We start from the raw sequence: 26,073 nt of genomic DNA, 5'->3' as shown, positions 1-26,073 counted from the left end.
TGCCCAGATCGTCACAGCGCGCATCTCGAAGGAGCACGGACGGTGATCAGGCTCCTCCATCGCCCCGCAGGGCCGGGTGAGTCACCGTCACCCGGCCGGGCCGCCCACACAGGACAGCCCCGCCGGGCTCATGGTCCGCTGGACGCGTGCAGCTCCTGCCCGACCCCGTCCGACGTGTCGCCGCCTGGTGTGCCGTGCTTCTGCTCGTCGCCGGGGTGGGGTGGGTCGGGGTGCGGCTGTGCGGGGAGTTCCGTACCGCCGTCACTCCGGTGCTGCTCGCGCTGCTCGGCACCGCGCTGCTCGGGCCGCTGTACCGGCGGCTCGTGCGGACCGGGGTGCAGGCGTCGGTGGCGGCCGGGCTCACCTGTGTCGCCGTCGTGGCCGTCGTCGGCGGTGCCGTGTACATCGTCGTCGCCGCGCTGGTCGACACCGGCGACCAGATCATCGCCTCGCTGCGGGACGCCGCCAAGAGCGTCGCACAGCACTTCGGGGCGGCCGGCACCGGTCTCGACGACCTCGCCGCCAACTCCCGCAAGCTGCTGAGCAGGTTCGGGGGCACGGCCGCGGCCAACGTCATCAGCGGGGTCAGTGTCGTCGGCGAGTCCCTCGCGATGGCCGTGCTCGCCCTGCTGCTCGTCTTCTTCTTCCTGCGCGACTCCCACCGGGCCGTGGAGATCCTGCGGGCGGTCGCGCCCAGCGGCACCGCCGACACCGTGGAGGCCGTCGCCCGGCGTGCCTTCGAGGCGGTCGAGGGCTTCATGCGCGGTACGACCCTCATCGCGCTGATCGACGCCGTGTGCATCACGGTCGGCCTGCTGGTCCTCCAGGTGCCCGGCGCGGTGGGGCTCGGCGCGCTGGTCTTCGTCGGCGCCTACATCCCCTACCTCGGTGCCTTCCTCTCCGGCGCGGTGGCCGTCCTGGTCGCCCTCGCCGACCGCGGCTTCGTCATCGCGCTGTGGGTGGTCGGAGTCGTCGTCGCGGTGCAGGTGCTGGAGGGGCATGTGCTGCAGCCGGTCATCCAGAGCCGGACGGTGCAGATGCACCCGGCCGTGGTGATGGTCGCCATCACCGCCGGGGCGTCCGTCGCCGGCATCCTCGGGATGCTGCTCGCGGTCCCGCTGACCGCGGCCGCCTTCGGGGTCGTACAGGAACTGCGGACCCGTTACGCGGCGCCCTCCGAAGCACCGCCGTCCGGCTCCTCGCCCTCCTCTGCACCGCCTTCCGACCCCTCGCCGCCCGGTGCCTCCCCCGCCGGTGCCCCGCCTCCCGCCACGCGCCCGCCGGATACGCCGCCCTCCGCAACGCGCCCTTCTGACATGACGCCGCCCGCCACGCCCCCCACCGGTACGTCACCGTCCGCCACGCCCCCCGACTCATAGAGCTCGAACCAGATGCTCTTGCCCTCGCCCCGCGGGTCCACCCCCCAGGCGTCCGCGAGGAGTTCGATCAGCATCAGGCCGCGGCCGGAGGAGGCCAGTTCGCCGGGTCGGCGCCGGTGCGGCAGGTCGTCGCCCGCGTCGGTGACCTCCACCCGCAGCCCACGCGCGCCCGCCTCGCCGGTCACCTCGGCGAGCAGCAGCGCGTCGGCGTCGGTGTGGACGAGGACGTTGGTGACCATCTCGGAGACCAGCAGCACCGCCGAGTCGACCTGCTCGGGCGAGGCCCAGTCGTGGAGCAGTTCGCGCAGGTGCCGGCGGGTCTCGGAGATCCGGTCCGGCTCGTCCTGCGCCACCGACAGCAGGGTGCGCCGTACGGCGGGCCGGACGGCCCCGTCCAGCAGCCGGCACAGCAGCACCAGGGCGATGTCGTCCTCACGGCGGTCGGAGAGGGGACCGGTGGTGTGGTGCGAGGACGGGCCGTGCACACCCTGCACCAGCGCGTCGGCCAGCGACTCCAGGTCGGCCTCGTCGTTTTCCGGGTGGGCCTCCAGGATCGCGCGCAGCCGGCGCCAGCCGCTCTCCAGGTCGTGTCCGCCGGTCTCGATCAGGCCGTCCGTGCAGAGCATCAGCGTCTCGCCGGGCTCCAGGGTGAACCGGGTCGTCGGATAGTCCGCGTCCGGGTCCACGCCCAGCGGCAGCCCGCCCGCCGTCGGCCGCATCATCACCGTGCCGTCGGCCATCCGGATCGCCGGGTGCGGGTGCCCGGCACGGGCGATCTCCAGCATCCCGGTCGCCGGGTCGGCCTCCGCGTACACGCAGGTCGCGAAGCGGATGTCGGTCATCTGGTCGTCGTGGGTGATGCCGTGCAGGAACCGGGAGGCGCGGGAGAGCACGGCGTCCGGGCGGTGGCCCTCGGCGGCGTAGGCGCGCAGGGCGATGCGCAGCTGGCCCATGAGGCCCGCGGCGCGTACGTCATGGCCCTGGACGTCCCCCATGGCCAGCGCGAAGCGGCCGGAGGGCAGCGGGATCATGTCGTACCAGTCGCCGCCGACCTGGAGTCCGCCGCCGGTCGGGATGTAGCGGGCGGCCACCTGCATGCCGGGGATCTCCGGGCCGAGCGAGGGCAGCATGGAGCGCTGCAGGCCCTCGGTCAGCTCCCGCTCCGACTCGGCGGCCTCCGCCCGGGACAGCGCCTGGGCGAGCATCCGGGCCACGGTCGCCAGCACGGCCCGTTCGTCCGGTGTGAACGCCACCGGATAGGCGAAGGCCGCCATCCAGGCGCCCATCGTGCGGCCGCCCACCGTCAGCGGCAGGAAGGCCCACGAGCGGCGGCCGAAGCGCCGGGCGAGCGGCCAGGTCGCCGGGTAGCGGGCCTTGTACTCCGCCGGAGAGGACATGTACACCGCGCGGCCCGTGCGGACGACCTCGGCCGCCGGATAGTCGGTGGTCAGCGCCATGTGCGAGAAGGGGCCCATGTCGCCGGGCTGGTGCCCGTGCTGGCCGATGATCGTCAGCCGGTCGCCCTCCACCCCGAACACCACGAGCCCGTCGGGGGAGAAGCCGGGCATCGACAGGCCGCCGGCCACCCGCAGCACCTCGGCAGTGGACCGTGCCTCCGCCAGCGCCCGGCCCGCGTCCAGCAGGAACGCCTCCCTCGAGCGCCGCCAGTCGCCGGTGACCGCGCTGCGGGCCGCCCGGGTGCCCGGCGTCGGCTCGGTGACCTCCTGCAGGGTGCCGATCAGCTCGTACGCCCGCCGCTCGGGGTCGAAGGACGGTTTGGACCGGCTGCGGACGACCCGCAGGATGTTCCCCTGCTCGTCCGTGATCCGGATGCGCACCTCGGCGAGCGTGCCCTCGTCGACGGCCAGCGGGACCACCCCGGTGATCTCGTTCCAGTCCTCCGGGTGCAGCCGGGCACGGGTCTGGACCTCCGTGAGGGTCGTCGCCTCCGGGGGCAGCCCGAGCAACCGCGCCGCCTCCGCGTCCACGGTGACCAGTCGGGCGGCCGTGTCCCAGTGCCACAACCCGGTCGCGAGGGCGGCGAGGACGTCCCCGACGGACGGAAGGGGCTCGCCTGTGCGCATTCGCCCACTTTAGGAATATCTGACCGATAGCTGCCACCGTAGGAACAGAGGATCCCGCGCCTTCCCCGCTCGGAGGATCCTCCAGTGCGGGGGCACGGGAAAAGGGTGGGGAGCCGAGCTGGGGGTGCCCGGTACCCTTGGGGTGGCCTAGGCCGTACCCGCCTGGCGACACCCGATCCGCAAAGACTGGATGAACGACGATGCATCGGTACAGGTCCCACACCTGCGGCCAGCTCCGCGCCTCTGACGTCGGCACCGACGTCCGGCTGAGCGGCTGGCTGCACAATCGGCGCGACCTGGGCGGCATCCTCTTCATCGATCTGCGCGACCACTACGGCATCACCCAGCTGGTCGCCCGCCCCGGCACGCCCGCGTACGAGGCCCTGGACACGATCTCCAAGGAGTCCACGGTCCGCGTCGACGGCCGCGTTGTTTCACGTGGAACCGAGAACATCAACCCCGACCTGCCCACCGGTGAGGTCGAGGTCGAGGTGGCCGAGGTCGAGCTGCTGGGCGCCGCCGCGCCGCTGCCGTTCACGATCAACACCGAGGACGGCGTCAACGAGGAACGCCGCCTGGAGTACCGCTTCCTGGACCTGCGCCGCGAGCGCATGCACCGCAACATCATGCTGCGCACCCAGGTCATCTCGGCGATCCGGCACAAGATGGCCGCGATGGGCTTCAACGAGATGGCGACCCCGATCCTGTCCGCCACCTCCCCCGAGGGCGCGCGCGACTTCGTGGTCCCCTCGCGCCTGCACCCCGGCAGGTTCTACGCGCTGCCGCAGGCCCCGCAGCAGTTCAAGCAGCTGCTGATGATCTCCGGCTTCGACCGCTACTTCCAGATCGCGCCCTGCTTCCGCGACGAGGACGCCCGCGCCGACCGCTCGCCCGGCGAGTTCTACCAGCTCGACGTCGAGATGAGCTTCGTCGAGCAGGAGGACGTCTTCCAGCCGATCGAGAAGCTCATGACCGAGCTGTTCGAGGAGTTCGGCGGCGGCCGGCATGTCACCTCCCCCTTCCCGCGGATCCCGTTCCGCGAGGCGATGCTGAAGTACGGCTCCGACAAGCCGGACCTGCGCGCCAAGCTCGAACTGGTCGACATCACCGACGTCTTCGAGGGCTCGGGGTTCAAGGCGTTCGCCGGCAAGCACGTGCGCGCGCTGGCCGTCCCGGCCGTCCAGGACCAGCCGCGCAAGTTCTTCGACCAGCTCGGCGACTTCGCCGTCTCGCTGGGCGCGAAGGGCCTGGCCTGGGTCCGCGTGGGCGAGGACGGTTCCCTCTCCGGCCCGATCGCGAAGTTCCTCACCGAGGACGACGTCGCTGAGCTGACCAAGCGCCTGTCGCTGGCCCCCGGCCACGCCGTCTTCTTCGGCGCGGGCGAGTTCGACGAGGTCTCCAAGATCATGGGCGCGGTCCGCGTCGAGGCCGCCAAGCGCGCCGGCCACTTCGAGGAGGGCGTCTTCCGCTTCTGCTGGATCGTCGACTTCCCGATGTACGAGAAGGACGAGGAGACCGGCGCGATCGACTTCTCGCACAACCCCTTCTCCATGCCGCAGGGCGGCCTGGAGGCCCTCCAGACCCAGGACCCGCTGGACATCCTGGGCTGGCAGTACGACATCGTCTGCAACGGCGTCGAGCTGTCCTCCGGTGCCATCCGGAACCACGAGCCGGAGATCATGCTCAAGGCCTTCGAGATCGCGGGCTACGACCGCGAGACCGTCGAGGAGAAGTTCGCGGGCATGCTCCGCGCGTTCCGCTTCGGCGCCCCGCCGCACGGCGGCATCGCCCCCGGCGTGGACCGCATCGTCATGCTCCTCGCGGACGAGCCCAACATCCGCGAGACGATCGCCTTCCCGCTCAACGGCAACGCCCAGGACCTGATGATGGGCGCCCCGACCGAGCTGGAGGAGGCCCGCCTGCGCGAGCTGCACCTGAACATCAGGAAGCCGCAGCCGAAGTAGTACGGCACAGGAGCCAAGGGCGAGGCCCGGAACCCGGCGTGGGGTTCCGGGCCTCGCCGTCGTCAGTCCCCGTCCTCCGCGTCGGGCGACGCGCCGTCCTCCAGCAGGCGCTCGGCGATGTCGTCGGACCACTGCTGGGCCCAGGCGCGCAGGGCGGTGACCTCGGCCTCCTGCAGGCCGTACCGGAGGAAGTCCACGTCGGCGTAGAAGTCGGTGCCCGTCAGCCGGGACTGCAGCGTGGGCAGGTCGAACGGGTCGTGGGCGTGCCGGCGGCCCAGCTCCTCCAGCTCGGGCAGGGAGAAGCGGCCGGCCGCGGCCCGCGCGTCGATCAGGTCGACGGCCGCGCCCCGGTCGTACAGCGCCCGGATCTTCGTGCCGACGGCGTCCTCCAGGGAGAGCGCCGGGCCGTAGGCGGTGAGGTCCGGCGGCTGCCAGAAGGCCTCCTTGTGCAGCGCGAGGGCGCACGGCTCACCGGTCGGCGGGTCGGTGACGGTCAGCTGCGCGGTGAGCGCGGAGACGGCACCGGCCCGCACCTGCCGGCCTCGGGCCTCCAGGGCGGCGCCGACCGCGGCGGCGATCCGGTCCATGCCCTCGGAACTCTCGGTGGCGAAGTCGAGGTTCGCGTGCGGACGCGCCACCAGACCGTGCGCCTCAAGGGCATATCCACCGGCGAGCACCAGCCCGTACGGACCGCCCGCGGTGACGGCGTCGGCGACGAGCCGGTGGTGGGGTTCGGGGACGTTCAAGATTTTTTCCGGGTTCCTGTCACACGGGTGCGGGCTCAGGGTTCAGAGAGGTGACCGCACTTCTTCGATCGCTCGATGCTCGATGGGAGCCTCTCATGCGTACCGCTCAGATCGTCGTCACCCTGCTCGCCGCGCTGATGGCCGGTTTCTCCGGTGCCGTGCTGCTGCTGCGGGCCCAGTGGATCGTCAAGGCGCTCACCGACTACCGGGTGCCGCAGTCGTGGTGGACCCTGCTCGGCGCGGCCAAGGCCGCCGGGGCGGTGGGGCTGGTGGCCGGGCTGTTCGTGCCGGTGATCGGGGTGCTGGCCGGGATCGGGCTGGTCCTCTACTTCCTCGGCGCGGCCGTCACCGTGGCCCGCGCCCGCTGGTACTCCCACATCCCCTTCCCGCTCGTGTACGCCGCCCCCGTCGTCGGCGCGCTCGTCCTCGGGTACGCCTCCTGAGCCGGAGATTCTTAACCCGAGGCTCAACTTCCTTGCGGGCGGCGGCCACTGAGGAGTCGTCAGGCATGTTCAGCACACCCTTGAGGACTCCTCCGTGGCTGCTCCCTCCCACCGCCGGTCTCTCCGCAGGCGGCGCACCCTCGCCGTGTCCGCCGCCGTCGTGGCCGCGGGCGTCGGTGCCGGGGGTGTTCGTGATGAACGCGAACGCGACCGCCCCCGACCTCTACCCCCAGACGCTCCCCGCCAAGGACGGCTGGGCCGCCTCCGGCACCGGGACCACCGGCGGCTCGAAGGCCGACTCCGCGCACACCTTTACCGTCTCCACCCGCGCCCAGCTGGTGAAGGCCCTGGGCTCCGCCTCCGACACCACGCCCCGGATCATCAAGGTCAGGGGCACCATCGACGCCGACACCGACGACAGCGGCAGGAAGCTCACCTGCGCCGACTACGCGAAGGGCATGGGCTCATGATCGCACCGCGGGTCAGGCTTCGGCCCGGTCCGCGGTGGTCCCCGCGTCCTCGGCGAAGAGGTCGTCGACGCTCTCCGCGTGGGGCGTCCGGTCCAGCCAGCGGATGAGGAGGCCGGGGTCGGTGCAGCCTGCGATGCGGTCCCGGGCCTCCTTGGGGACGGAGATCCCCCGTGCTTCGAGGAAGCGAAGGATCGCCTTGGCCTCGCCCTTGGCCTGGCCTTCCAGATAGGTCTCCTCCAGTCGGGCCGGAGTGTCTCCCAGGCCGATCTCGGTGAGGAGCTCCGGGCTGTCCACGCCTTGTCGTTGGCGCTTGCGAACGCGCAGAGGCCCGGAAACCTGGCGTTTCCGGGCCTCTGCGCGTTGCGTGGGTGGGTTACGCGGTGGGCTTCTCCTCCAGGCGGGGGAAGAGGACCGCGCCCTTGGTGACGGTGGAGCCCGTCGGGAGCTTGCCCCACTCGCCGGCTTCCTGGACCTTCTGGTCCGCGAGGGCGCCCAGGGACGCCTCGGCGCCGAGGGAGTCCCAGAGCTTCTGCGAGGTCTCCGGCATGACCGGGTTGAGCAGGACGGCGACCGCGCGGAGGGACTCGGCGGCGGTGTAGAGGATGGTCGCGAGGCGGGCCTTGCCCTCCTCGGACTCGTCCTTGGCCACCTTCCACGGCTCCTGCTCCGTGATGTAGCCGTTGACCTGCTTGACGAAGTCGAAGACGGCCAGGATGCCGCCCTGGAAGTCCAGCTCCTCGCCGATCTTCCGGTCGGCCTCGGCGACCGCCTTCGCGAGCCCGTCGTGGACCGCCTTCTCGGCCTCGCCGTCCGCGGTCGCCTCGGGCAGCGTGCCGCCGAAGTACTTGCCGACCATGGCGGCCACGCGGGAGGCGAGGTTGCCGTAGTCGTTCGCCAGCTCGCTCGTGTAGCGGGCGGAGAAGTCCTCCCAGGAGAAGGAGCCGTCCTGGCCGAAGGCGATGGCGCGCAGGAAGTACCAGCGGTAGGCGTCCACGCCGAAGTGCGAGGTGAGGTCCTGCGGCTTGATGCCGGTCAGGTTCGACTTCGACATCTTCTCGCCGCCGACCATCAGCCAGCCGTTCGCGGCGACCTTGTGCGGCAGCGGCAGGCCCTGGGCCATCAGCATGGCCGGCCAGATCACCGCGTGGAAGCGGAGGATGTCCTTGCCGACCAGGTGGACGTCGGCCGGGAAGGTGGTCTCGAACTTCTCCGGGTTCTCGTTGTAGCCGACCGCCGTGGCGTAGTTCAGCAGCGCGTCGACCCACACGTAGATCACGTGCTTGTCGTCCCAGGGGATCGGGATGCCCCAGTCGAACGTCGAGCGGGAGATGGAGAGGTCCTGCAGGCCCTGGCGGACGAAGTTCACGACCTCGTTGCGGGCGGACTCCGGCTGGATGAAGCCGGGGTTCGCCTCGTAGTGGGCAAGGAGCTTGTCGCCGTACTCGCTCAGCCGGAAGAAGTAGTTCTCCTCGCTGAGGATCTCCACGGGCTTCTTGTGGATCGGGCACAGCTTCTGGCCTGCGAATTCACCCTCGCCGTCGAGGAGCTCGCCCGGGAGCTTGTACTCCTCGCAGCCGACGCAGTACGGGCCTTCGTAGCCGCCCTTGTAGATCTCGCCCCTGTCGTACAGGTCCTGCACGAACTCCTGGACGCGGTCGGTGTGCCGCTTCTGCGTGGTGCGGATGAAATCGTCGTTCGCGATCTCCAGGTGCTCCCAGAGAGGCTTCCAGGCCTCGGTGACGAGCTTGTCCGCCCACTGCTGGGGCGTCACCCCGTTCGCCTCGGCCGTGCGCATGATCTTCTGACCGTGCTCGTCCGTGCCGGTGAGGTACCACACCTTCTCACCACGCTGGCGGTGCCAGCGGGTGAGCACGTCGCCTGCGACGGTCGTATAGGCGTGGCCCAGGTGAGGAGCGTCGTTGACGTAGTAGATGGGCGTGGAGACGTAGAACGCCTTACCCGCCTGCTTCTCGGATCCAGTGGCCGCCATAAACCGGAATCCTACTGGGCTCGCGGTGATCGACTCACACGCGTTTCGGGGGGTGGACGGGGTGGCCCACCCCCCGGGGGGTGCGGAGCCTACGGCCGCCAGGCGGTGAGTACGCCCTCGTACAGCTCGGTGTCCGTCAGCTCGCGGGGGGTGGGGCCCGCGTGGAAGAAGGACGCGTTGGCGGTCTTCAGCTTGCGGAGGTAGTCGAAGGCCTTGTTGTCGTGCTCTCCGAAGGCGACGAAGGAGAAGAAGACGGCGGGGTGGGTCTTCGCGGCTTCGGTGAGGGACTGGGTGGCGGGGGTCTTCGCGTCGGGTGCGCCGTCCGTCTGGAAGATCACCAGGGCGGGGGTGGTGTCCGCGGTCTTCTCGTAGTGGGTGAGTACGGCCTCCACGGCGGCGTGGTAGCTGGTACGGCCCATGCGGCCGAGGCCGGCGTGCACGTCGTCGATCTTCGATTCGTGGTCCGGGGTGAGGGTGAGGTCGGTGGTGCCGTCGATCTCCGTGGAGAAGAAGACGGTGTGGACCGTGGCCTCGGGGTCCAGGTGGGCGGCGAGGGCGAGGGTCTGGTCGGCGAGAGCCTGGGCGGAGCCGTCCTTGTAGTACGGCCGCATGCTCGCGGAGCGGTCGAGGACGAGGTAGACCTTGGCACGGGTGCCGGTGAGGTCCTTCGCCTTCAGGGTGGCCGTGGCGGCCTTGTAGGCGGTGGCGAGCGACGGGGTGCGGGACCTGACCTTGGCGAGGGAGGTGGCGGGGGTCTTCGGCGTGGGGGCGGTTGCCTCCGGCGTGGGGGCCGGGGCGTCCTCGCCGTCGGCGGCCTGGGGGGCCGCCGTCTCGTCGGACGCCGTCTGCTCCTCGGCTTCAGCTGCTTCCGCGGCCTGCGGCTCGGTCTGCTCCGCTTCAGCTTCCTGCGCGACCTCGGGCTTGGCCTGTTCCTCGACGGCAGCGGTCTCTGCGGCCTGTGGCTCGGTCTGCTCCGCTTCAGCTTCCTGCGCGGCCTGCGGCTTGGCCTGTTCCTCGACGGCAGCGGTCTCTGCGGCCTGTGGCTCGGTCTGCTCCGCTTCAGCTTCCTGCGCGACCTCGGGCTTGGCCTGCTCCTCGACGGCAGCGGTCTCCGCGGCCTGCGGCTCGGCCTGTTCCTCGGCTTCAGCTGCCTGGGCGAGCTCCGGCTCGGCCTCCGGCGTGGTGCCCGCCTCGGCCGTCTCCTCGGGCTCGGCCTTCTCGGTGACCGGCTGCTCGGGCTCGGCGTTGTTCTCCGGCTCCGGCTCCGGCTCCGGCTCCGGGGTGGTGGTGTTCTCGGGGTGCTCCTCGGGCTCCGGGTTCGGCTCGGTCTTCGGTGGAGCTGCCGGGTGGGGGACCTTCACGTTGTCGAAGGCCGCTGACACGAGGTCGTGTTCCGCGGAGGAGGAACGGCGGGGTTCAGGGACCGTGGGGTCGGCCGCAGTGGGCGTGGGCTGGGGGGTTTCCGGCTGCGCCGGCAGGCGGTCCGCACCCTCTGCCTCGATGGCGCGTCCCTTGCGGGAGCGGCTGAATGCGTTCCGCAGGAGAGTGAGAATGCCCATGAGTGCAACCCTTCGCGTGAGTTGATCCACGTCGATCCCTGGCCAGGACGGACACGTAAGGTTAGCGAAGCACTCAGTGGGGGGAAGCGATCGACCGGGCCGCAGCGACCTCCTGGCGCAGGGGCTCCAGGACGCTGCCCGCGGGACCGGTGAGGTCCGTGCGGACCGGGGTGAGGATTTCCGCGTCCCGTACGCCCTCCGACAGCTCCCGGAGCTGCAGCACCACCTGGGCGATCTCGGCCGGGGCCGGGGGCGGTGCCCCGTGCCGTACGCGGACGCGCGCGGCCGTGGTCGCGTCGACGATCCGTTCCACCGCTACGACCAGCGGCCACCACGCGGCGGCGCGGCGGCCGGTCGGCGGTGGTTCGGTCAGGGCCCGCTGGAACTCCGTACGGATCACCGACAGGTCGCGGTAGAGGCGACGGCGCATGCGGGCCCGGGCGGCGGGGTCCCCGTCGGTGGCGAACGCCGTCTCCACGTACCGCGCCGTGTCCGCCACCGCGTCGGCCAGGCGGTCGCCGACCCTGGTGCGCCAGCTCTCCGGCCACAGGAGGTAGCCGGCCGTCAGTGCGATCGCGCAGCCCAGGAGGGAGTCCGCCAGGCGGGGCAGCAGCAACGCCGTGCCCTGGTGGTTCAGGATGTCCGAGAGGAGGAGGATCACCGGGGTGATCGCGGCCGTCTGGTAGCCGTAGCCCCGCGGGGTCAGGGCCGGGATGAGGGGGGCCAGGACCAGCATCGCCACCACGTCCCACCAGCCCAGCGGGACCTCCGCCAGGACCACCGCCGCGATCAGCAGGCCCGCCACCGTGCCGAGGGCGCGCAGCAGGGCGCGGGAGAAGACCGAGCCGAAGTCGGGCTTGAGGACGAAGGTGATCGTCAGGGCCACCCAGTAGGAGCGGGGAACGGGGATCAGCGACACCAGGGCCTGGGCGATGCCGATGCAGACCGCGAGGCGCAGGCCGTAGCGCCAGGAGTTGGCCGAGAGGACGACGTTGCGGGCCGCTCTGGCTGTGCGGATGCCCAGTGCTGCCGGGCGGCCCAGGCGGTCGTCGATGCCCCGGGGGTCCACGTCGGGGGCCGTCACCACCTCGGCCGTGTGGCGCAGGGCGTGGTCCACCGCCCGGGCGGTCTCCGTCGCCGGTTCCGGGAGGTCGAGGGCCATCGGGCCGGTCCGGCCCGCCTCGACCGCCTGGGCCAGGTGGCGGACCGTCTCCGGGATCCGGGCCGGCAGGGGGCGGGCCGCCAGGTGGGCCGCGGGGGCCGCCTCCACCACCGGGATGACGGCGTTCAACTGGGCCAGCAGGCGGGTGAGTTCGCGGCTGCGGCCGTGGTGGCGGGCGCGCCGGGCCAGGATCAGGTCGTAGGACTGGTTGAGGGACTGGGTGACGGACCGGCGGGCCTCGTCGTACTCCTCGGTGCGGTCCGTGCCGGAGACGGTGAGGAGCGTGGCGACGGAGCGGTAGGCGTCCGCCACCGCCGCGCGTTCGGGCACGCCCGAGCGGAACGGCCAGGCCAGCAGGGCGAGGAGGAGGACCAGCAGGCCGCCGCCCGTCATCAGGGCCGGGGCCAGCCACCAGGGGTGGGGGAGCGGGAGACCGGCGCCGATCACGCAGTTCAGCAGGAGGAGCAGGCCGGAGACCGAGGCCACCGCGCCGATCGTCGAGATCATGCCGGAGAGCAGGGCGATCCCGGTCACCACGGCCACCGCGTACCAGCCGTGGCCGTACACCAGCGTGCCCAGCGTCACGCCGACCGCGCCGAAGAGCTGCGGGACGGCGATGTTGAGGATGCGCATGCGGTAGGCGTCGGCGGTGTCGCCGATGACGCCGGACAGGGCGCCCATGGAGGCGAGGGCGCCGTACGCCGGGTGGCCGGTGGCGAGGCCGGCCGCCAGGGGGAGGGCCATCGCGACGGCGGCGCGGGCCATGGCGGCCTTGTTGACGGGGGCCTGCTGCGGGCGGAGGTTCCGGACCAGCCAGTCGGGAGGGGTGAGGCCGATGGGGAACTCTCGCGACATGCGGCCATTATCGCCGGTTCGTTCCCGACCGGCCGGAGTCGTCCCAGGTCCGCGCCCCTGGCCGGAACTCCGCGCGTGTATCCACAGGCTGGGGACAAGTGCGCGCCGGGACGTGTGCCCGGGTCGTCAGGCCTGGGCCCGGGTCGCTGTCCGGGCCGGGGCGGGGGGTGGGGGCGATACCGGTGGGGCGGAGGGGTGGGGGGTGGGTGCGGGGCGGAGCAGCCGCGGACGGCCGGTCGGGCTCGAACGGCGGGGCAGGTGCGGACGGCGGGTCAGCCAGGCGGTCAGCGCCACCGTGAGGCCCAGGCCGAGCAGCAGCCAGGCCGTCGCGCGCAGGGTGCCGGTGAGGGCGTCGTAGACCGCGCCGGCCGCCGGATGGGGCACGTCGGCGGGCAGGCCGGCGAGGGTGAGGCCGCGGCCGGCGGCGAGGGCCAGGGCGAGCAGTGCGCCGCCCAGGGCCGTGCCCAGCGCGGTCGCGGCGACGGCGCGGCGGCGGTGGACGGCGAGGGCGATCCCGGTGGCGGCGAAGGCTACGGCCGCCACCGGCAGCCAGAAACCGGCGACTTCGAGCACGTGGAAACCCTTCCGGAAGGAGGCCAGTTCGCCCGCCGGGAGCACGGAGACCGCGGTGTGCTCCACCGGGATCCGCGCGGCGAGCGGCACATGGTCCCGGGTCAGCTGACGCTTGACCTGGTCGGTGACGGCGGCGAGGTCGACGGTGACCGGCCGCCCGGCCGCCCCGCCGTCCTCCTCGTCGCGCAGGGCGCGCAGGATCGCGTCGTGGGTGACCCGGTTGCCGGTGTCCCAGGCCAGCCGGAACGCCTCGGTCTGGGTGAAGGAGCGCACCGCGTCCCGCACGAACGGGCGGACGGAGCCCCCCGCCGGGCGGACGTCCAGATGCTGGCCCACCGCGCGCAGGATGCCGTCACCGACCGTGTCCACGACGGCCTCCCGCACGTTCGGGTCGGCGGCCAGCGGCGCCATCGTGGTGACGTACCGGCCCGTGTCGACGAGCCCGTACGCCGCCCAGGCCGCCAGCGCGCCGAAGGGCACGAGGAGGCAGGCGAGGGCGAGCAGTACGGCCGACAGGGCGCTCCTGAGACGTGGGGGCACGCTTTCAGACAACGGCTCCGCGGGCGCGGGCGCGAGCGGGACGCGTCCGTTCGGGCGAGGACCTGCGCCCCTTGGCGGAACCGGCCCGCACCGGCCGAGCGGACCCGCGCCCCTTGGCGGAGCCGGGGACTCCGATCTCCGGTGGAGGGTTCACCCGAACGGGTGTTTCCTGGTGTTGGGGGGAGGAGACCGGTGCAAGGCCGGGACGAGGGAAGTGGGGAACACGGGGGAGGCGTGGGTCCCGTCCCACCGGGACCCACGCCCACATCCTCGCGGCTAGCGGACCCGCCGCCCGAACGCGTCCTCGCGCGTGTAGTAGCGGTAGAAGAACGAGCCGAAGGTGCACCCCGCGACGAGCAGCGACATCATCACGGACCGCCAGACCGAGTGCGGCGTCTGGATGTACAGGAAGCCGAACGCGATACCGGTGAACGCCGACCACAGCAGCGCGTGCACCTCCCGCGTCATCCGCGGGGCCAGCCTCAGCAGCGCGATCGACACCACCGCGAACACCAGCGCGCTGAGCCAGCCGAGCAGCAGGTTCCCGCCGGTGATGGGGCCGCCCTGGCGGGCGTCGGCCGCGACCCAGTAGCCGTAGACCAGGCCCAGTACGACCGGGACGGCGAAGTGGGCGATGCGGTGGGTGCGCGCGCCGAAGACGTCGGGCGGACGGGTGCGCCGTCCGCCGGGAAGCCGTTCCCCGATCTCCCTGCGGCCGGGGCGGGACATGCCGCCGGGCACGGGTGCCGCTTGAGCCATGAGAGCACTCCTCTCTCCTCGCCCCCGCCTTCCAGAGCACACCGGGGGACGGGGCCTGGCAAGTCGGCCAGGAGAGTGACGGGTGCCCGGATGCGGCGGGTTGTCTCGCGTGTTTCGCTGGGAGACGCCGAGAGACATGGAGGGCTGCCCGCCGTGACGGAGATGGAGTACGGGCGGCGGCGCCAGCTGCTGCGCGTGCGCGGCCGGAACGTCGCCTGGGTGCCGCCCCTGTTGCTGCTCGTCGGCATCGTGCTGCTGGACTTCAACACCACCGAGCGGTTCCGGATCGTCTCCTGGATCGTGCTGGTCCCCGGTACGGCCGCCGCGATCTGCGGGGTGTGGACGACGTGTGCCTTCGCCGTGCTCGCGGTGGTGACGTACGTGGCCGTCGACAGCGCCTGGCCCGACCAGTACCGGGCCGGTCTCGGCGACTTCGTCCTGGTGGCCCTCGGCGGCATGCTGGCCGTGGTGGCCTGTGCCGTGCGCCTGCGCAAGGAGCGGCAGACCCTGCACATCCAGGACATCGCCGAGACCACCCGCCGTACCGTGCTGCGGCCGCTGCCGCCGCGCTGGGGCGGGCTGGAGCACGCCGGGGTGTATCTGGCGGCCGACGTCGAGGCCCGGGTCGGCGGCGACTTCTACGACATCCAGCCCGGCCCGCACGGCACCCGCCTGCTCGTCGGCGATGTGCAGGGCAAGGGGCTCGGCGCGGTGGAGACCGCCGCCGCGCTGCTCGGCACGTTCCGCGAGGCCGGCTACCACGAGAAGGACCTCGCGACCGTCGCCGAGCGCCTGGAGATCCGGATGCTGCGGCACCGCCGGCACACCACCGCGCTCGGCCGCGCGGACGGCGACCGGTTCGCCACCGCCGTGCTGATCGGCTTCCCCGAGGACGCCCCGGAGACCATCGAGGTCGTCAACTTCGGCCACGAGGCCCCGCTCGCCGTCGGCCCGGGCGGAGTGCGCGAGCTGCCCAGCGGCGACGGGCTGCCGCTCGGCCTGGCCGACCTGGTGGGCGGTCTGCCGCCCGTGCACCGGGTGCCGCTCGCCGCCGACGAGACCCTGCTGCTGGTCACCGACGGGGTGACCGAGGCCCGCGACCGGCGGGGCACCTTCTATCCGCTGGACCGGGAGCTCGCGTCCGCGGTCGCCGCCGGGGCGGGCCGCCCGGACCCCGGGCTGCTGGTCCGGCTGGTCCGCGACGGCGTGCTGCGGCACTGCGGCGGCCGGCTGGTCGACGACACCACGGTGTTCGCCGTGCGGCGGATGCGGGAGGCGGCGGGCGAAGACGGCGAAGGGGGACGTTTGCGGTCCTGAGGCGTTCCCGGGGCGCGCGTGTGCGGCCGCAGCGGTTACGGTGCTGGCTGGAGAGCGTGCGGAGCCGACCAGGCTCGGCAGGGTCGCCAGGGCCGACAGGGGCTACAGGGGGAGGACCGATGCCCGGAACCGTGCTGCTGCTCGCGGCCTCGCCGCTCGGCCGGGGGCGCCTGGTGGACGCGGCCGGTGTGCTGCCGGTGCTGGCCGCCGTCGCCCCCGCCGTGCTGTCCGGCACCGACACCGCCAACGTCGTCGAACTCGCCGATCCGCTGGAGCCGCAGGCCGTACTGACCCGGCTGCGTGCCGCCGCGGCCGCGCCCGGGCCGCTGACCGTGTACATCGCCGGGCAGCTGCAGCTGGACCGCCGGCAGCGGCTGCCGCATCTGGCGCTGGCGCGCACCACCGCGGCGACCGTCCGCTACACCGCGCTGCCCTGGCACTGGATACGGGAGGAGCTGCGGTTGCGCTCCGCCGCGGACACCGCGCTGGTCGTGGACCTGCACGCGGATGCGGAGGCGTGGAGTTACGTCGCCGAGCGCGGCCTGGACTGCGGTGCCAGTGCCGCCGTTCACGGTCGTGTGGCGCCGGGGTCCGGACGGCGCGGGGTGGCCGAGCCGGCGTACATGAAGGCGGTGGCCACGTTGCTGCGCAGTGGGCACCGGCCGCCGCTTCCCCGGTTGCACGAGCAGGCGTTGGGGCGGATCGCGGAGTCGAGTGCCGGGCGTGACCTGGTGCTGGCCGTCCCCGGGGGCCCCGCCCCCAGACCCCCGTTCGCCGTCGAGCCGGACCCCCGCGCCACCGGAGGGGACCCCCACGCCGCCATCAGCGCGGCCGTGCGGGACGGCCGGCACGGTGAGGCCGATGCGCTTGCCGCCCGGCATGAGCAGCTCGCCGTGCGTGCTCATGGCGCGGCCTCCGACGAGGCGCTGCACTGGGCCGAAGTCCGGGCGGACCTCGCGATGTTCGCGGGGGACGCGGTGCGCAGTTGCCGGGCCTGGCTCGCGGTGGCCGGGGTGCGGCTGGCGGCCGGGCAGGCGGTGGACGCGCCCGCCGTGGAGGCGGCCGTGGACCGGGCGCACCATCAGTGGGGCCGGATCACGGACGCGGCGGCTGCCCGTGAACTCGGGCCCGTGCTCGCACAGTTGCGGCTGCGGGTGCCGGGTCGCCGGCAGGGCGCGCTGGAGAACGTCCGGCGGCAGCTGCACCAGCTCCAGGCGGCGGCCCGGTAGGTCCCGTCACGCCACCGGCAACAGCGCCAGCGCCCCGGAGACCAGCGTGCGCACGCCGGGGCCGATCACGGACAGGTCGGGCGCGAAGTGCGGGCTGTGGTTGCTCGGTACGGCCGCGAACTTCTCCGGGAAGGTGTCGCCGGGGGCCTGGTCCCACACCTGGGCCGGGGTGGTGGTCACGAACCAGTACGAGTACGGGATGGCGCCGTCGAGCGCCAGCGCGGGGAAGTCCTCGCTGCCCATCGCCGGGCCCGGGTCGAACACGGTGCCCGCGCCGAAGACCTCGCCGTGCACGGCGGCCACCGTGCTGTCGGTGGGCGCGTCGTTCACGGTCACCGGGAAGGTGTTGCCGATGGTGATGTCGGGCTCGCGCGGGCAGCCGGCGGCCAGGCACTCGCCGTGCGCGATGCGCCGGATCGCGGCCAGCATCCGCTGCCGTACCTCCTCGGACTGGCTGCGCAGGTTCAGCGAGATCCGGGCCTCGGACGGGATGATGTTGTGCCGGGTGCCGGCCTCGATCCGGCCCACGGTCAGCACGGCGGACTCGCCGGCCGCGAGCTCCCGGGAGACGACCGTCTGCAGGCGGGTGACCAGGTAGGCGGCGGTCACCACCGGATCCACGGTCGCCTCCGGCCGCGAACCGTGCCCGCCCCGGCCGTGCACCACGATGTCCACGTCCGTCGCCGCCGACATGATCAGGCCCGGCGCGTGCGGGTACAGGCCCGCCGGGCCGGGAGCGGCATGCTGCCCGAGCAGCACGTCCGGCCGGCCGAACCGCTCGTACAGCCCGTCCGCGACCATCCGGGCCGCGCCCTGCCCGGTCTCCTCGGCGGGCTGGCCCACCACCAGCAGGGTGCCCTGCCAGGTGTCCCGCCCGGCGGCCAGTGCCTCGGCGGCGCCGGTCAGCCAGGTGACGTGCAGGTCGTGCCCGCACGCGTGCATCACCCCGTCCGCCTCCGAGGCGTACGGCAGCCCGGTGGCCTCCTCGACCGGCAGCGCGTCCATGTCGGCCCGCAGCAGCACGGTCGGCCCGTCGCCGTTGGCCAGCCGGCCCACGACCCCGGTGCCGCCGACGCCCTCGACGGTCTCGAACCCGGCGCCCTTCAGCCGCCCGGCCAGCGTCCCGGCGGTGCGGTGCTCGCGCAGGGACAGCTCGGGGTGGCGGTGCAGGTCGCGGTAGAAGTCCTCCCACCGCGCCACCGGCAGGTCGGAGGTCAGGTCCAGGGCGGTGCGGGCGGCGGCAGAGGTCATGGTCGGCAGCGTAGGCCTCCGGCGGTGCGGCGAACAGTGTCACCCGTGCGCAGTCGAGCCGTTGCTCTCGGCCATGCCGTGGGAGGCAGTCCGGACCTGACCCGCGCCCAGTGGCGTACGGGCTGCCTTCGTCCGTGCTTCCATGTGCTGGGCCTGGGCCGTCGGCCGGGGTTCCGCCGCCCGGGCCGGGCCCGCGTTCGCCGCGAGGATCAGGGCTGTCGCGGCGATCACCGCGGCGGCGACGGCCCTGCGTGCGGTGGTGTTTCCGTAGGGTTCGGATGTGCGTCCGGGCACGGTGACCTCGCAACACAACAGCGACGTATTAAGCACACTTAATCCGCCGTTTAACCTAGGGGTTGAACGGGCCCAACGGCAAGGGGCTCCAGGGGAGTTGGGGGTTCGGCGCGATGCGGGAACGGGACGACCCTGCGGTCATCGGACGGCGCGTACAGCAACTGCGCAACCAGCGCGGGCTGACCCAGCGGCAGTTGGCGGAGCCCGCCTACACCCCCGCGTACATCTCCACCCTGGAGGCGGGCCGGGTGCGGGCCTCCGACGAGGCGCTGCGGCACATCGCCGGCCGGCTCGGCGTCGCCTTCGAGGAGCTGGCCGTCGGCCGCCCCGCCCACCTCGCCACCGACCTGCGCCTGCGCCTCACCGAGGCCCAGCGGGTCCTCGCCGACGGCAGGGCCGAGGAGGCCGCCGGCGCGTACGCGGCGCTGCTCGCGGAGGCCGAGACCCACGGACTGGGCTCCGAGCAGGCCACCGCGCTGCTCGGCCAGGGCGAATGCGCCCTGGAGACAGGTGAGCTGGAGAAGGCGCGGGAGTCCTTCGAGCGCGCCGAGGCACACCTCGCGGACGAGTCCCTGCCGGTGCGCGTCCCGGCGGTCCGGGGCCGTGCGGTGGCGCACTACCTGGCCGGCGAACTCCGCTACGCCGTCTACCTGCTGGAATCGACGCTGGACGAACTCAACCGCGGCGGACTGCACGACCCCGACGCCCTGCTCCTGCTCTACGCCAGCGTGATCGGCCCGTACATGGACATGGGCGCGCACGCCCGGGCCGCCCAGGCCGCCGAGCTCGCCCTCGCGCTCGCGCCGCAGGCCGGCGACTCCGCGCTGATCGCCCGGATGCACCGGTCGGTGGCCCGCACCCTGATCGCCGAGGGCCGGGTCACCGAGGCCGACGCCTCCCTCGCCAAGGCGGCCGAGCTGTACCGCCGGCTGCGCCTGCGCACCGAGCTGGCCAACTGCCACTGGATGCGCGGCTACGTCTGCGCCCAGAACGGCGACCTGGAGCGGGCCGAGGCCGAGTTGCGCCAGGCGCATGCCATGCTCGCCGAGTCCCGGGCCGCCCTGTACCGCAGCCAGGCCGCCGTGGAACTGGCCGACGTGCTGCACCGCCGGGGCAAGTCGGAGGAGTCCGCCGTACTGCTGGAGGGCGTCCTCGGCGACTTCTCCTCCGAGCGCGGCGCGGTCCACGCCGCCGCTGCCCACCGCCTGCTCGGCATCATCGCCGAGGACGCCCGGGACACCGAGGCCGCCGAGGAGCACTACGTCCGCGCCCTCAGCATCCTGGAACGCGCGGGCGCCGCCGGCGACCTGGCCGACCTGTGCCGCCTCCTGGGCGACCTGCTGCGCCGCACCGGCCGTGTCGAGGCCGCCCTGGACGCCTACCGCACCGGCCTCGGCCACCGTACGACCCCGGGGACGACGACCCTGGGCCCGGCGCCGGCGCAGCCGCCGCTGTAGACGTCGAGGGTCACACCTGTGCCCTTCCCTGCTTGCGGATGTCCGTCAGGCGCAGGGCGCCGATCTGGACGGCGGCCTGGGTCGCGTCGTTCGGGACGTCGCCGAGTCCGCCGTTGGTGAGGGCGAACGCGTCCGGGCCGACCCGGACGGCGGCCACGTCCAGCGTGAGCACGGCGTGCCGGTTGTCGGAATCGGTGGCGGCGAGGCTGACCCGCAGGCCCTGGCGCGCGTCCCCGACCTGCGGCAGCGGGGCGTCGGTGACCTGGACGTCCTCCGTGATCCCGGTCCCCGTGGTGGCCGTGAAGCGCGCGCACTGCGCCGGCATCGACTTCAGCCAGGCGAGGGCCGCGTCCACGTCGGCGGGGCGGCGGGCGGCTATCTGGTAGCGCAGCTGGGCGTTGGTGTCGGGGTCGTCCAGGCCTACGGCGACGCGGGCGGGGCCGCCGAGGAGTTCGTCGGTGTAGAGGGCGTCCAGCAGCCGCTGGCACGCGCCGGCCGAGGTGGACGCCTTCAGCAGCTGGTCCCGCCAGGTGGCCGCCCCGCGGGTCGCCGTCCAGGGGGCGCCCAGGTCGTTCTCGTTGAGGAGGGCGGCCTGCGCCTGCTCGTCGGTGAGGGTGGAACCGTCGGGCCGCGTGGACGTCTTCGACGACGGCGACGGCTTGTCGATCGTCGGCAGGGGCGGGGTCGCGGTCTCCGGCTGGTTCAGAGCGAGGGCCGCGCAGCCGCCCATGGCGAGGAGACCGGCGAGAGTGACCCAGAGCGGGAGGCCGCGGGGGCGTAGCGCGTCGTGCAGAGAGGTCATCGAGGTGCCTCCGGGGCTGCGGCCGGTGGGTTCCTGCTGATGTGGTGCCTGATCTCACGGCACCACCGCCCCGACCGGGCCACCAGCGCTCCCGGGCCGTCCGGGTGAGTGGTCCGCGGAATCCGGGTGGGCGGTCGCGGAAATGGAGGCGACCTGTCGCTCGCGCGCCTGTTACGGTTGGCCCATGCAGCGCGCCCAGCAGTGCCCGAAGAGCACGACGACGCCGGAGACCGTCCCGGCGCGCTGACACCTGACCAGCATCGAAGCCCCGGGGCGAACGCCCCGGGGCTTCGGCGTTCCGTGGGCGTTCGCCTCCCGCAGCGAGGAGACCCCCCGTGAACGCCAACGCCCCACTCCCCGACCACCGCCGCCTCGGCCGCGAGCTCGGTCTGTTCGACACCGACCCGCTGATGGGCGCGGGCCTGCCGTACTGGCTGCCGGACGGCGCGGTCGTACGGCACACCCTGGAGGAGTACATCCGCGAGGCCGAACGCCTGGCCGGGTACCGGCACGTGTACTCGCCCGCGCTCGGCAAACGGGAGCTGTACGAGATCTCCGGGCACTGGGACCACTACAGCGACGACATGTATCCGCCGATGAAGCTGGGCCCCCACGGGTCCGAGGAGGTCGTGCTGCGGCCCAGCCTGTGCCCCCACCACGCCCTGATCTACCGCTCCCGCTCCCACAGCTACCGGGAACTTCCGCTGCGCATCGCCGAGTTGGGCAGCATGCACCGCGCCGAGCTGTCCGGCGTCCTCGGCGGCCTGACCCGCGTCCGCGCCATCCAGCTCAACGACGCCCATATCTTCTGCACCCTGGACCAGGCGGTTCAGGAGGCCCGCGCCGCGCTGGAGCTGATCGCCCGCGCCTACGCCGACCTCGGCATCGAGGCGGTACGGCACCGGCTGTCGCTGCCCGGGGAGGGCGGGAAGTACGTCGCCGATCCGGAGCTGTGGCGCCGGGCCACCGAGCTGCTGCGGGAGGTCCTGGACGCGTCCGGCGTGGCGTACGAGGAGGCGGAGGGCGAGGCCGCCTTCTACGGCCCGAAGATCGACGTGCAGATCGCCGACCCGGCCGGCCGCGAGTCCACCCTGTCCACCGTGCAGATCGACTTCCACCAGCCGGCCCGCTTCGACCTGCACTACATCGGCGCGGACGGCGCCCGGCACCGCCCGGTCATGGTGCACCGCAGCATCATCGGCAGCGTCGAGCGGGCCGTCGCCCATCTGATCGAGGCGCACGCCGGCGCCTTCCCGGCCTGGCTGGCCCCGGTGCAGCTGGCCGTCCTGCCGGTCGGCGAGGAGCAGCTGGAGCAGGCGGCGCAGGTCGTGCGCCAGGCCGTGGAGAGGGGGCTGCGGGCCGAACTCGCGGGTCCGGAGCAGGGCAGTCTCGGCGCCCGGATCCGCGCCGCGCGCCTGGTGCCGTACCAGGCGGTGATCGGCGCCCGTGAGGCCGCGGCGGGCCTGGCCGCCCTACGGCTGCGGGACGGCCGCCGGCCCGGCGGGCTGCCGGTGCCGGAGCTGCTGTCCCGGATCGCCGGACGGGTGGCCGCGCGCGGCACCGCCCTGTGGGAGTGACCGGCCTGTGGGAGTGGCCGTACTGATCTAAGGTCGGCTTGACGGAAGGAGTCCGCCGTGACAGGTCAGCCCATCCCCGTGATCATCGACTGCGACACCGGTGTCGACGACGCCCTCGCCCTGCTGCTGGCCGTGCGCCACCCGGGTCTCGATCTGCGGGCGGTGACCTGCGTGGCCGGGAACACGGACGTCGACGGCGTGGTCCGCAACACCCTGACCGTGCTGGAGCAGGCGGGCGCCCCGGACATCCCGGTGGGCCGGGGCGCCGAACGCCCGCTGATCGAGCCGGCCCGCCCGGCGAAGCACGTGCACGGCTCCGACGGCATGGGCGACCTGGGCCTGCCCGCGCCGAGACGCAGCGCGTCCGGGCTGGACGCCGTATCCCTCCTCCACCGCGAGATCCTGGCCTCGCCGCGCCCGGTCACCCTGATCCCCACCGCGCCCCTGACCAACATCGCCCTGCTCCTGCGCACCCATCCGGAGGTGACCCGCAACATCGAGCGGATCGTCTTCATGGGCGGCGCGGTGGCGGTCGGGAACGCCACGCCGGTCGCCGAGTTCAACGTCTGGCACGACCCGGAGGCGGCGGCGATCCTGCTCACCGCCGGCGTGCCGATCACGATGTACGGCCTCGACGTCTTCATACAGGTCGTCGTGGACGCGGCGGACGTCCACCGGATGCGCGCGAGCAGCGACCCCGGCACCCGGCTGGCCGGTGAACTCCTCGCCCACCGGCCGACCACCCAGGGCGAGGCCCCCGAGGCCGAGGAGGCGGGCGGCCTCGGCGACGCGGGCGCGGTGTGCGCGGTCGCCGACCCGCAGGGCATCACCACCCGCCTGCTGCCGGTCGAGGTCGCCCTCGCCCCCGGCCCGGCCCGGGGGCAGACGATCGTCGACCGCCGTCCCCGCCCCGGCGAGTCCGAGATCCACGAGGGCAGACGCGAACAGGCCCTGGTGGACGTGGCGTTGGAGGTCGACGTGGACCGTTACGTGAAGCTGTACCTGCAGACGGTGGAACGGCCTTAGGCCGCGTCGCGCCCCAGCGGGGTGGCACTCGCTCGTAAGGTTCCTTTCCGGGCAATGTGGACAGATTCCCTGTATCGTCCTCCTTCCCGAAGGGATCCCGTATGGCAGAGCGCTCCCCCGACCTCTCCTCCAAGAACCCCGACTGGTGGCGGCAGGCCGTCATCTACCAGGTCTATCCCCGCAGCTTCGCCGACGCAGACGGCGACGGACTCGGCGATCTGCGCGGCATCATCCAGCGCCTGGGCCACCTCGCCGGGCTCGGCGTCGACGCCCTGTGGCTGAGCCCCTTCTACCCCTCGGAACTCGCCGACGGCGGCTACGACGTCGCCGACCACCGGGACGTGGACCCCCGCCTCGGCACCCTGGACGACTTCGACGCCCTGGTCGGCGAGGCCCACCGGCTCGGTCTGAAGGTCGTCGTCGACATCGTCCCGAACCACACCTCGCACCAGCACCCCTGGTTCCAGGAGGCCCTGCGCGCCGCCCCCGGCTCCCGGGCCCGCGAGCGCTACGTCTTCCGCCCCGGCCGGGGCGCACACGGTGAACTCCCGCCCACCGACTGGCAGTCCGTCTTCGGTGGCAGCGCCTGGAAGCGGACCCCGGACGGAGAGTGGTACCTGCACCTCTTCGCCCCCGAACAGCCCGACCTGAACTGGGACGACGACGACGTCCGCGCCGACCTCCGCACCACGCTGCGCTTCTGGTCCGACCGGGGCGTCGACGGCTTCCGTGTCGACGTCGCCCACGGCCTCGCCAAGGACCTCGCCGAGCCGCTGCGGGACATCGGGAACATCGGCGCGACCGGCGAGGAGTCCCTGCCGCTCGTCGCGCCGGGCAGCCACCCGTACTGGGACCGCGACGAGGTCCACGAGATCTACCGGGACTGGCGCAAGGTCTTCGACGCCTACAGCCCGCCGCGCACCGCCGTCGCCGAGGCCTGGGTCCCGGGCCCCCGCCGCGCGCTGTACGCCCGCCCCGACGAACTCGGCCAGGCCTTCAACTTCGAGTACCTGGAGACCCGTTGGGACGCCGGGGAACTCCGCCGGGTCATCACCGACGAGCTGGCCACCGCCCGGGTCGCCGGCACCACCGCCACCTGGGTGCTGTCCAACCACGACGTCGTACGCCACGTCTCCCGGCTGATGCTGCCGCCCGGCACCGACCCGGCCGCCTGGCTGCTGTCCGGCGGCACCGCGCCCGCGATCGACCCCGGGGCCGGGCTGCGCCGGGCCCGCGCCGCGACCCTGCTGATGCTCGCGCTGCCCGGATCGTCGTACCTCTACCAGGGCGAGGAACTCGGCCTGCCCGAGGTCGCCGACCTGCCCACCGAGGTGCTGCAGGACCCGATCTGGGAACAGACCGGCCATGTCCGCAAGGGCCGCGACGGCTGCCGGGTGCCCCTGCCGTGGACGGCGGACGGACCGTCGTACGGCTTCGGGCCGGGCGGCGCCTGGCTGCCGCAGCCGTCGTCCTTCGCCGCGTACGCCGTCGAGGCGCAGACCGAGGCCGAGGACTCGACCCTGGAGCTGTACCGCACCGCCCTGCGGCTGCGCCGCAAGCTGCTGGAGGGCGAGACGCTGACCTGGACGCCGGACGCCCCCGCCGGCGTGCTGGACTTCACCCGCTGCGAGGGCTGGCGCTGCGTGACCAACCTCGGCGACGGGCCGGTACGGCTGCCGCCGGGCGAGGTGCTGCTGACCAGCTCCCCGCTCGGCGGCAGGACCCTCCCGCCGGACACGACCGTGTGGCTGGCCTAACCCGCCGTCGGGGCGGGGCTGGCCCCCGGACTCGGGCTCGTGCCGCCGCTGCCGCCGGTCAGCCCGCTGAGGTCGGCGGGCGTCGACGTGGGGTTCGGCGGCGGGGTGAGCACCACCTCCGGCTGACCGGCGGCCGGGGGTGGCGGGGTCAGGTCGGAGTCGGGCAGCTTGGGCGGGGTGGTCTGCTGGAAGAGGGTCTGGTCGAAGTCGACCAGACCGGTCTTCTCCATCACCGTCATATGGTCCAGCACGGTGTTGTTGGCCTGGTCGGCGAGGGCGCGCACCAGCGAGTTCTTGGTGGTGGAGCGGATCTTCGAGATCGTGTTGAAGATCGCGCCGTGCGTCATCCGCAGGATGTTGGCGAAGTCGCTGTCGAACTTCTTCCCGCTGTCCGCCTTCAACTGGCTGACGAAACCCTGCTGCTGGGGGCTGGGCAGGTTGGGCAGCGTGATGTTCAGCATCGGCGCGATCTTGCGGCAGGTGGTGTCCAGGGCCGCGTGCCCGTCGACCAGGTGCTTGCTGGCCGTGATGACCGCCGGTGCGGTGCCCTTCTGCAGACCCATCTGCCCCACCGGGTACTCCCACAGACCGGCGGCCCGCACCTTCACCACGAAGTCCCGGTCCTGCTCGGTGAGCGGCCCCCACTGGGTGTTGGCGATGACGCGGTCCTGCGCGGTGGTCACCTTGGTCAAGCCGAGCATGCTCGGGTAGGCGAGTGCCGCGAGGGTCACGGCCATCGCACCACCCACGAAGAGCGTTCCCGTCGCGTTCCGCGAAAAGCGCACCGTTCCTCCTGCCCGGTCGTGGATCCCGCCCACGGTGACGGCGCGGGGCGGTTC

At 73.1% G+C, this 26,073-nt stretch carries 20 protein-coding genes and 2 pseudogenes; 10 read left to right on the top strand and 12 right to left on the bottom strand.

The features are described 5' to 3' along the window. Nucleotides 1-146: 146 nt before the first annotated feature. Nucleotides 147-1,199: pseudogene (locus ACWDEN_RS11750) on the top strand (AI-2E family transporter); the annotation flags it as partial. On the opposite strand, the gene ACWDEN_RS11745 reads toward ACWDEN_RS11750, so the two are convergent. Next, nucleotides 1,163-3,463: a SpoIIE family protein phosphatase gene (locus ACWDEN_RS11745; RefSeq protein ID WP_450858588.1), complete on the bottom strand. Its 2,301-nt coding sequence runs from the start codon at nucleotides 3,461-3,463 to the stop codon at nucleotides 1,163-1,165. The pseudogene ACWDEN_RS11750 and the gene ACWDEN_RS11745 sit on opposite strands and share 37 nt — an antisense overlap. 200 nt (nucleotides 3,464-3,663) lie before the next feature. Here ACWDEN_RS11745 and aspS point away from each other — a divergent pair, with 200 nt between their 5' ends. Next, nucleotides 3,664-5,427 (top strand): aspartate--tRNA ligase, encoded by a 1,764-nt coding sequence (gene aspS, locus ACWDEN_RS11740; RefSeq protein ID WP_351606807.1) that lies wholly within the window; start codon nucleotides 3,664-3,666, stop codon nucleotides 5,425-5,427. Between the two features lie 62 nt (nucleotides 5,428-5,489). Here the strand turns inward: aspS and ACWDEN_RS11735 are convergent, their stop codons facing one another. Further along, nucleotides 5,490-6,173 carry a hypothetical protein gene (locus ACWDEN_RS11735; RefSeq protein ID WP_450858586.1) on the bottom strand — a complete coding sequence of 228 codons (684 nt, stop codon included), beginning with the start codon at nucleotides 6,171-6,173 and terminating at the stop codon, nucleotides 5,490-5,492. A gap of 95 nt (nucleotides 6,174-6,268) precedes the next feature. On the opposite strand from ACWDEN_RS11735, the gene ACWDEN_RS11730 reads away from it, so the two are divergent. Further along, on the top strand, nucleotides 6,269-6,616 hold the full coding sequence (locus ACWDEN_RS11730) for a DoxX family protein (RefSeq protein WP_450858584.1): 348 nt from the start codon (nucleotides 6,269-6,271) through the stop codon (nucleotides 6,614-6,616). 94 nt (nucleotides 6,617-6,710) lie between these two features. Further along, nucleotides 6,711-7,080 (top strand): annotated as a pseudogene (locus ACWDEN_RS11725) (pectate lyase family protein); the annotation flags it as partial. Nucleotides 7,081-7,098: 18 nt separating this feature from the next. On the opposite strand, the gene ACWDEN_RS11720 reads toward ACWDEN_RS11725, so the two are convergent. The 6 genes from ACWDEN_RS11720 to ACWDEN_RS11695 form a co-directional block, all read right to left on the bottom strand. Then, the gene (locus tag ACWDEN_RS11720) at nucleotides 7,099-7,380 is read right to left on the bottom strand and encodes a hypothetical protein (RefSeq protein WP_450858582.1); all 282 of its coding nucleotides are present in this window, start codon (nucleotides 7,378-7,380) and stop codon (nucleotides 7,099-7,101) included. A 79-nt stretch (nucleotides 7,381-7,459) separates the two neighbouring features. Further along, nucleotides 7,460-9,076, bottom strand: coding sequence for a methionine--tRNA ligase (metG, locus tag ACWDEN_RS11715; RefSeq protein WP_351606818.1), 1,617 nt, complete (start codon nucleotides 9,074-9,076; stop codon nucleotides 7,460-7,462). Nucleotides 9,077-9,165: 89 nt separating this feature from the next. Further along, entirely contained in the window at nucleotides 9,166-10,635 is a 1,470-nt protein-coding gene (locus tag ACWDEN_RS11710) for a VWA domain-containing protein (protein ID WP_450858580.1), read from the bottom strand. 73 nt (nucleotides 10,636-10,708) lie between these two features. Beyond that, nucleotides 10,709-12,652, bottom strand: coding sequence for an FUSC family protein (locus ACWDEN_RS11705; RefSeq protein WP_450858578.1), 1,944 nt, complete (start codon nucleotides 12,650-12,652; stop codon nucleotides 10,709-10,711). Nucleotides 12,653-12,778: 126 nt separating this feature from the next. Beyond that, complete coding sequence (locus tag ACWDEN_RS11700; RefSeq protein ID WP_450858576.1) at nucleotides 12,779-13,765, bottom strand: hypothetical protein; 987 nt, start codon at nucleotides 13,763-13,765, stop codon at nucleotides 12,779-12,781. Nucleotides 13,766-14,041: 276 nt separating this feature from the next. Continuing rightward, nucleotides 14,042-14,524, bottom strand: coding sequence for a hypothetical protein (locus ACWDEN_RS11695; protein ID WP_351606826.1), 483 nt, complete (start codon nucleotides 14,522-14,524; stop codon nucleotides 14,042-14,044). A gap of 162 nt (nucleotides 14,525-14,686) precedes the next feature. On the opposite strand from ACWDEN_RS11695, the gene ACWDEN_RS11690 reads away from it, so the two are divergent. Beyond that, a complete protein-coding gene (locus ACWDEN_RS11690) occupies nucleotides 14,687-15,841 on the top strand; it encodes a PP2C family protein-serine/threonine phosphatase (protein ID WP_351606888.1) in 1,155 nt (384 codons plus the stop codon). Nucleotides 15,842-15,960: 119 nt separating this feature from the next. Further along, nucleotides 15,961-17,070 (top strand): hypothetical protein, encoded by a 1,110-nt coding sequence (locus ACWDEN_RS11685; protein WP_450858574.1) that lies wholly within the window; start codon nucleotides 15,961-15,963, stop codon nucleotides 17,068-17,070. Between the two features lie 6 nt (nucleotides 17,071-17,076). On the opposite strand, the gene ACWDEN_RS11680 is transcribed toward ACWDEN_RS11685, so the two are convergent. Next, nucleotides 17,077-18,321, bottom strand: a complete 1,245-nt coding sequence (locus tag ACWDEN_RS11680; RefSeq protein ID WP_450858572.1) for an amidohydrolase — start codon at nucleotides 18,319-18,321, stop codon at nucleotides 17,077-17,079. Nucleotides 18,322-18,360: 39 nt separating this feature from the next. Then, nucleotides 18,361-18,615, bottom strand: coding sequence for a hypothetical protein (locus tag ACWDEN_RS11675; RefSeq protein ID WP_450858570.1), 255 nt, complete (start codon nucleotides 18,613-18,615; stop codon nucleotides 18,361-18,363). A gap of 113 nt (nucleotides 18,616-18,728) precedes the next feature. On the opposite strand from ACWDEN_RS11675, the gene ACWDEN_RS11670 reads away from it, so the two are divergent. After that, nucleotides 18,729-20,072, top strand: a complete 1,344-nt coding sequence (locus ACWDEN_RS11670) for a tetratricopeptide repeat protein (protein ID WP_450858669.1) — start codon at nucleotides 18,729-18,731, stop codon at nucleotides 20,070-20,072. A 10-nt stretch (nucleotides 20,073-20,082) separates the two neighbouring features. Here ACWDEN_RS11670 and ACWDEN_RS11665 read toward each other — a convergent pair whose 3' ends face one another. Continuing rightward, nucleotides 20,083-20,874: a hypothetical protein gene (locus ACWDEN_RS11665; protein WP_351606838.1), complete on the bottom strand. Its 792-nt coding sequence runs from the start codon at nucleotides 20,872-20,874 to the stop codon at nucleotides 20,083-20,085. Between the two features lie 335 nt (nucleotides 20,875-21,209). On the opposite strand from ACWDEN_RS11665, the gene thrS reads away from it, so the two are divergent. The 3 genes from thrS (at nucleotide 21,210) to ACWDEN_RS11650 (ending at nucleotide 25,234) form a co-directional block, all read left to right on the top strand. Continuing rightward, complete coding sequence (thrS, locus tag ACWDEN_RS11660) at nucleotides 21,210-22,451, top strand: threonine--tRNA ligase (protein ID WP_450858567.1); 1,242 nt, start codon at nucleotides 21,210-21,212, stop codon at nucleotides 22,449-22,451. A 57-nt stretch (nucleotides 22,452-22,508) separates the two neighbouring features. Further along, complete coding sequence (locus ACWDEN_RS11655) at nucleotides 22,509-23,477, top strand: nucleoside hydrolase (RefSeq protein WP_450858565.1); 969 nt, start codon at nucleotides 22,509-22,511, stop codon at nucleotides 23,475-23,477. Between the two features lie 101 nt (nucleotides 23,478-23,578). Continuing rightward, the gene (locus ACWDEN_RS11650; RefSeq protein ID WP_450858563.1) at nucleotides 23,579-25,234 is read left to right on the top strand and encodes a glycoside hydrolase family 13 protein; all 1,656 of its coding nucleotides are present in this window, start codon (nucleotides 23,579-23,581) and stop codon (nucleotides 25,232-25,234) included. On the opposite strand, the gene ACWDEN_RS11645 is transcribed toward ACWDEN_RS11650, so the two are convergent. Continuing rightward, nucleotides 25,231-25,971, bottom strand: a complete 741-nt coding sequence (locus ACWDEN_RS11645; RefSeq protein ID WP_450858667.1) for a DUF4142 domain-containing protein — start codon at nucleotides 25,969-25,971, stop codon at nucleotides 25,231-25,233. The two genes, ACWDEN_RS11650 and ACWDEN_RS11645, sit on opposite strands and share 4 nt — an antisense overlap. Nucleotides 25,972-26,073: the final 102 nt, after the last annotated feature.

It is taken from the genome of Streptomyces sp. NPDC001153 (assembly GCF_053598315.1).
The sequence above is the reverse complement of the archived record's forward strand: the minus strand, read 5'-3'. Positions and strand labels throughout refer to the sequence as shown.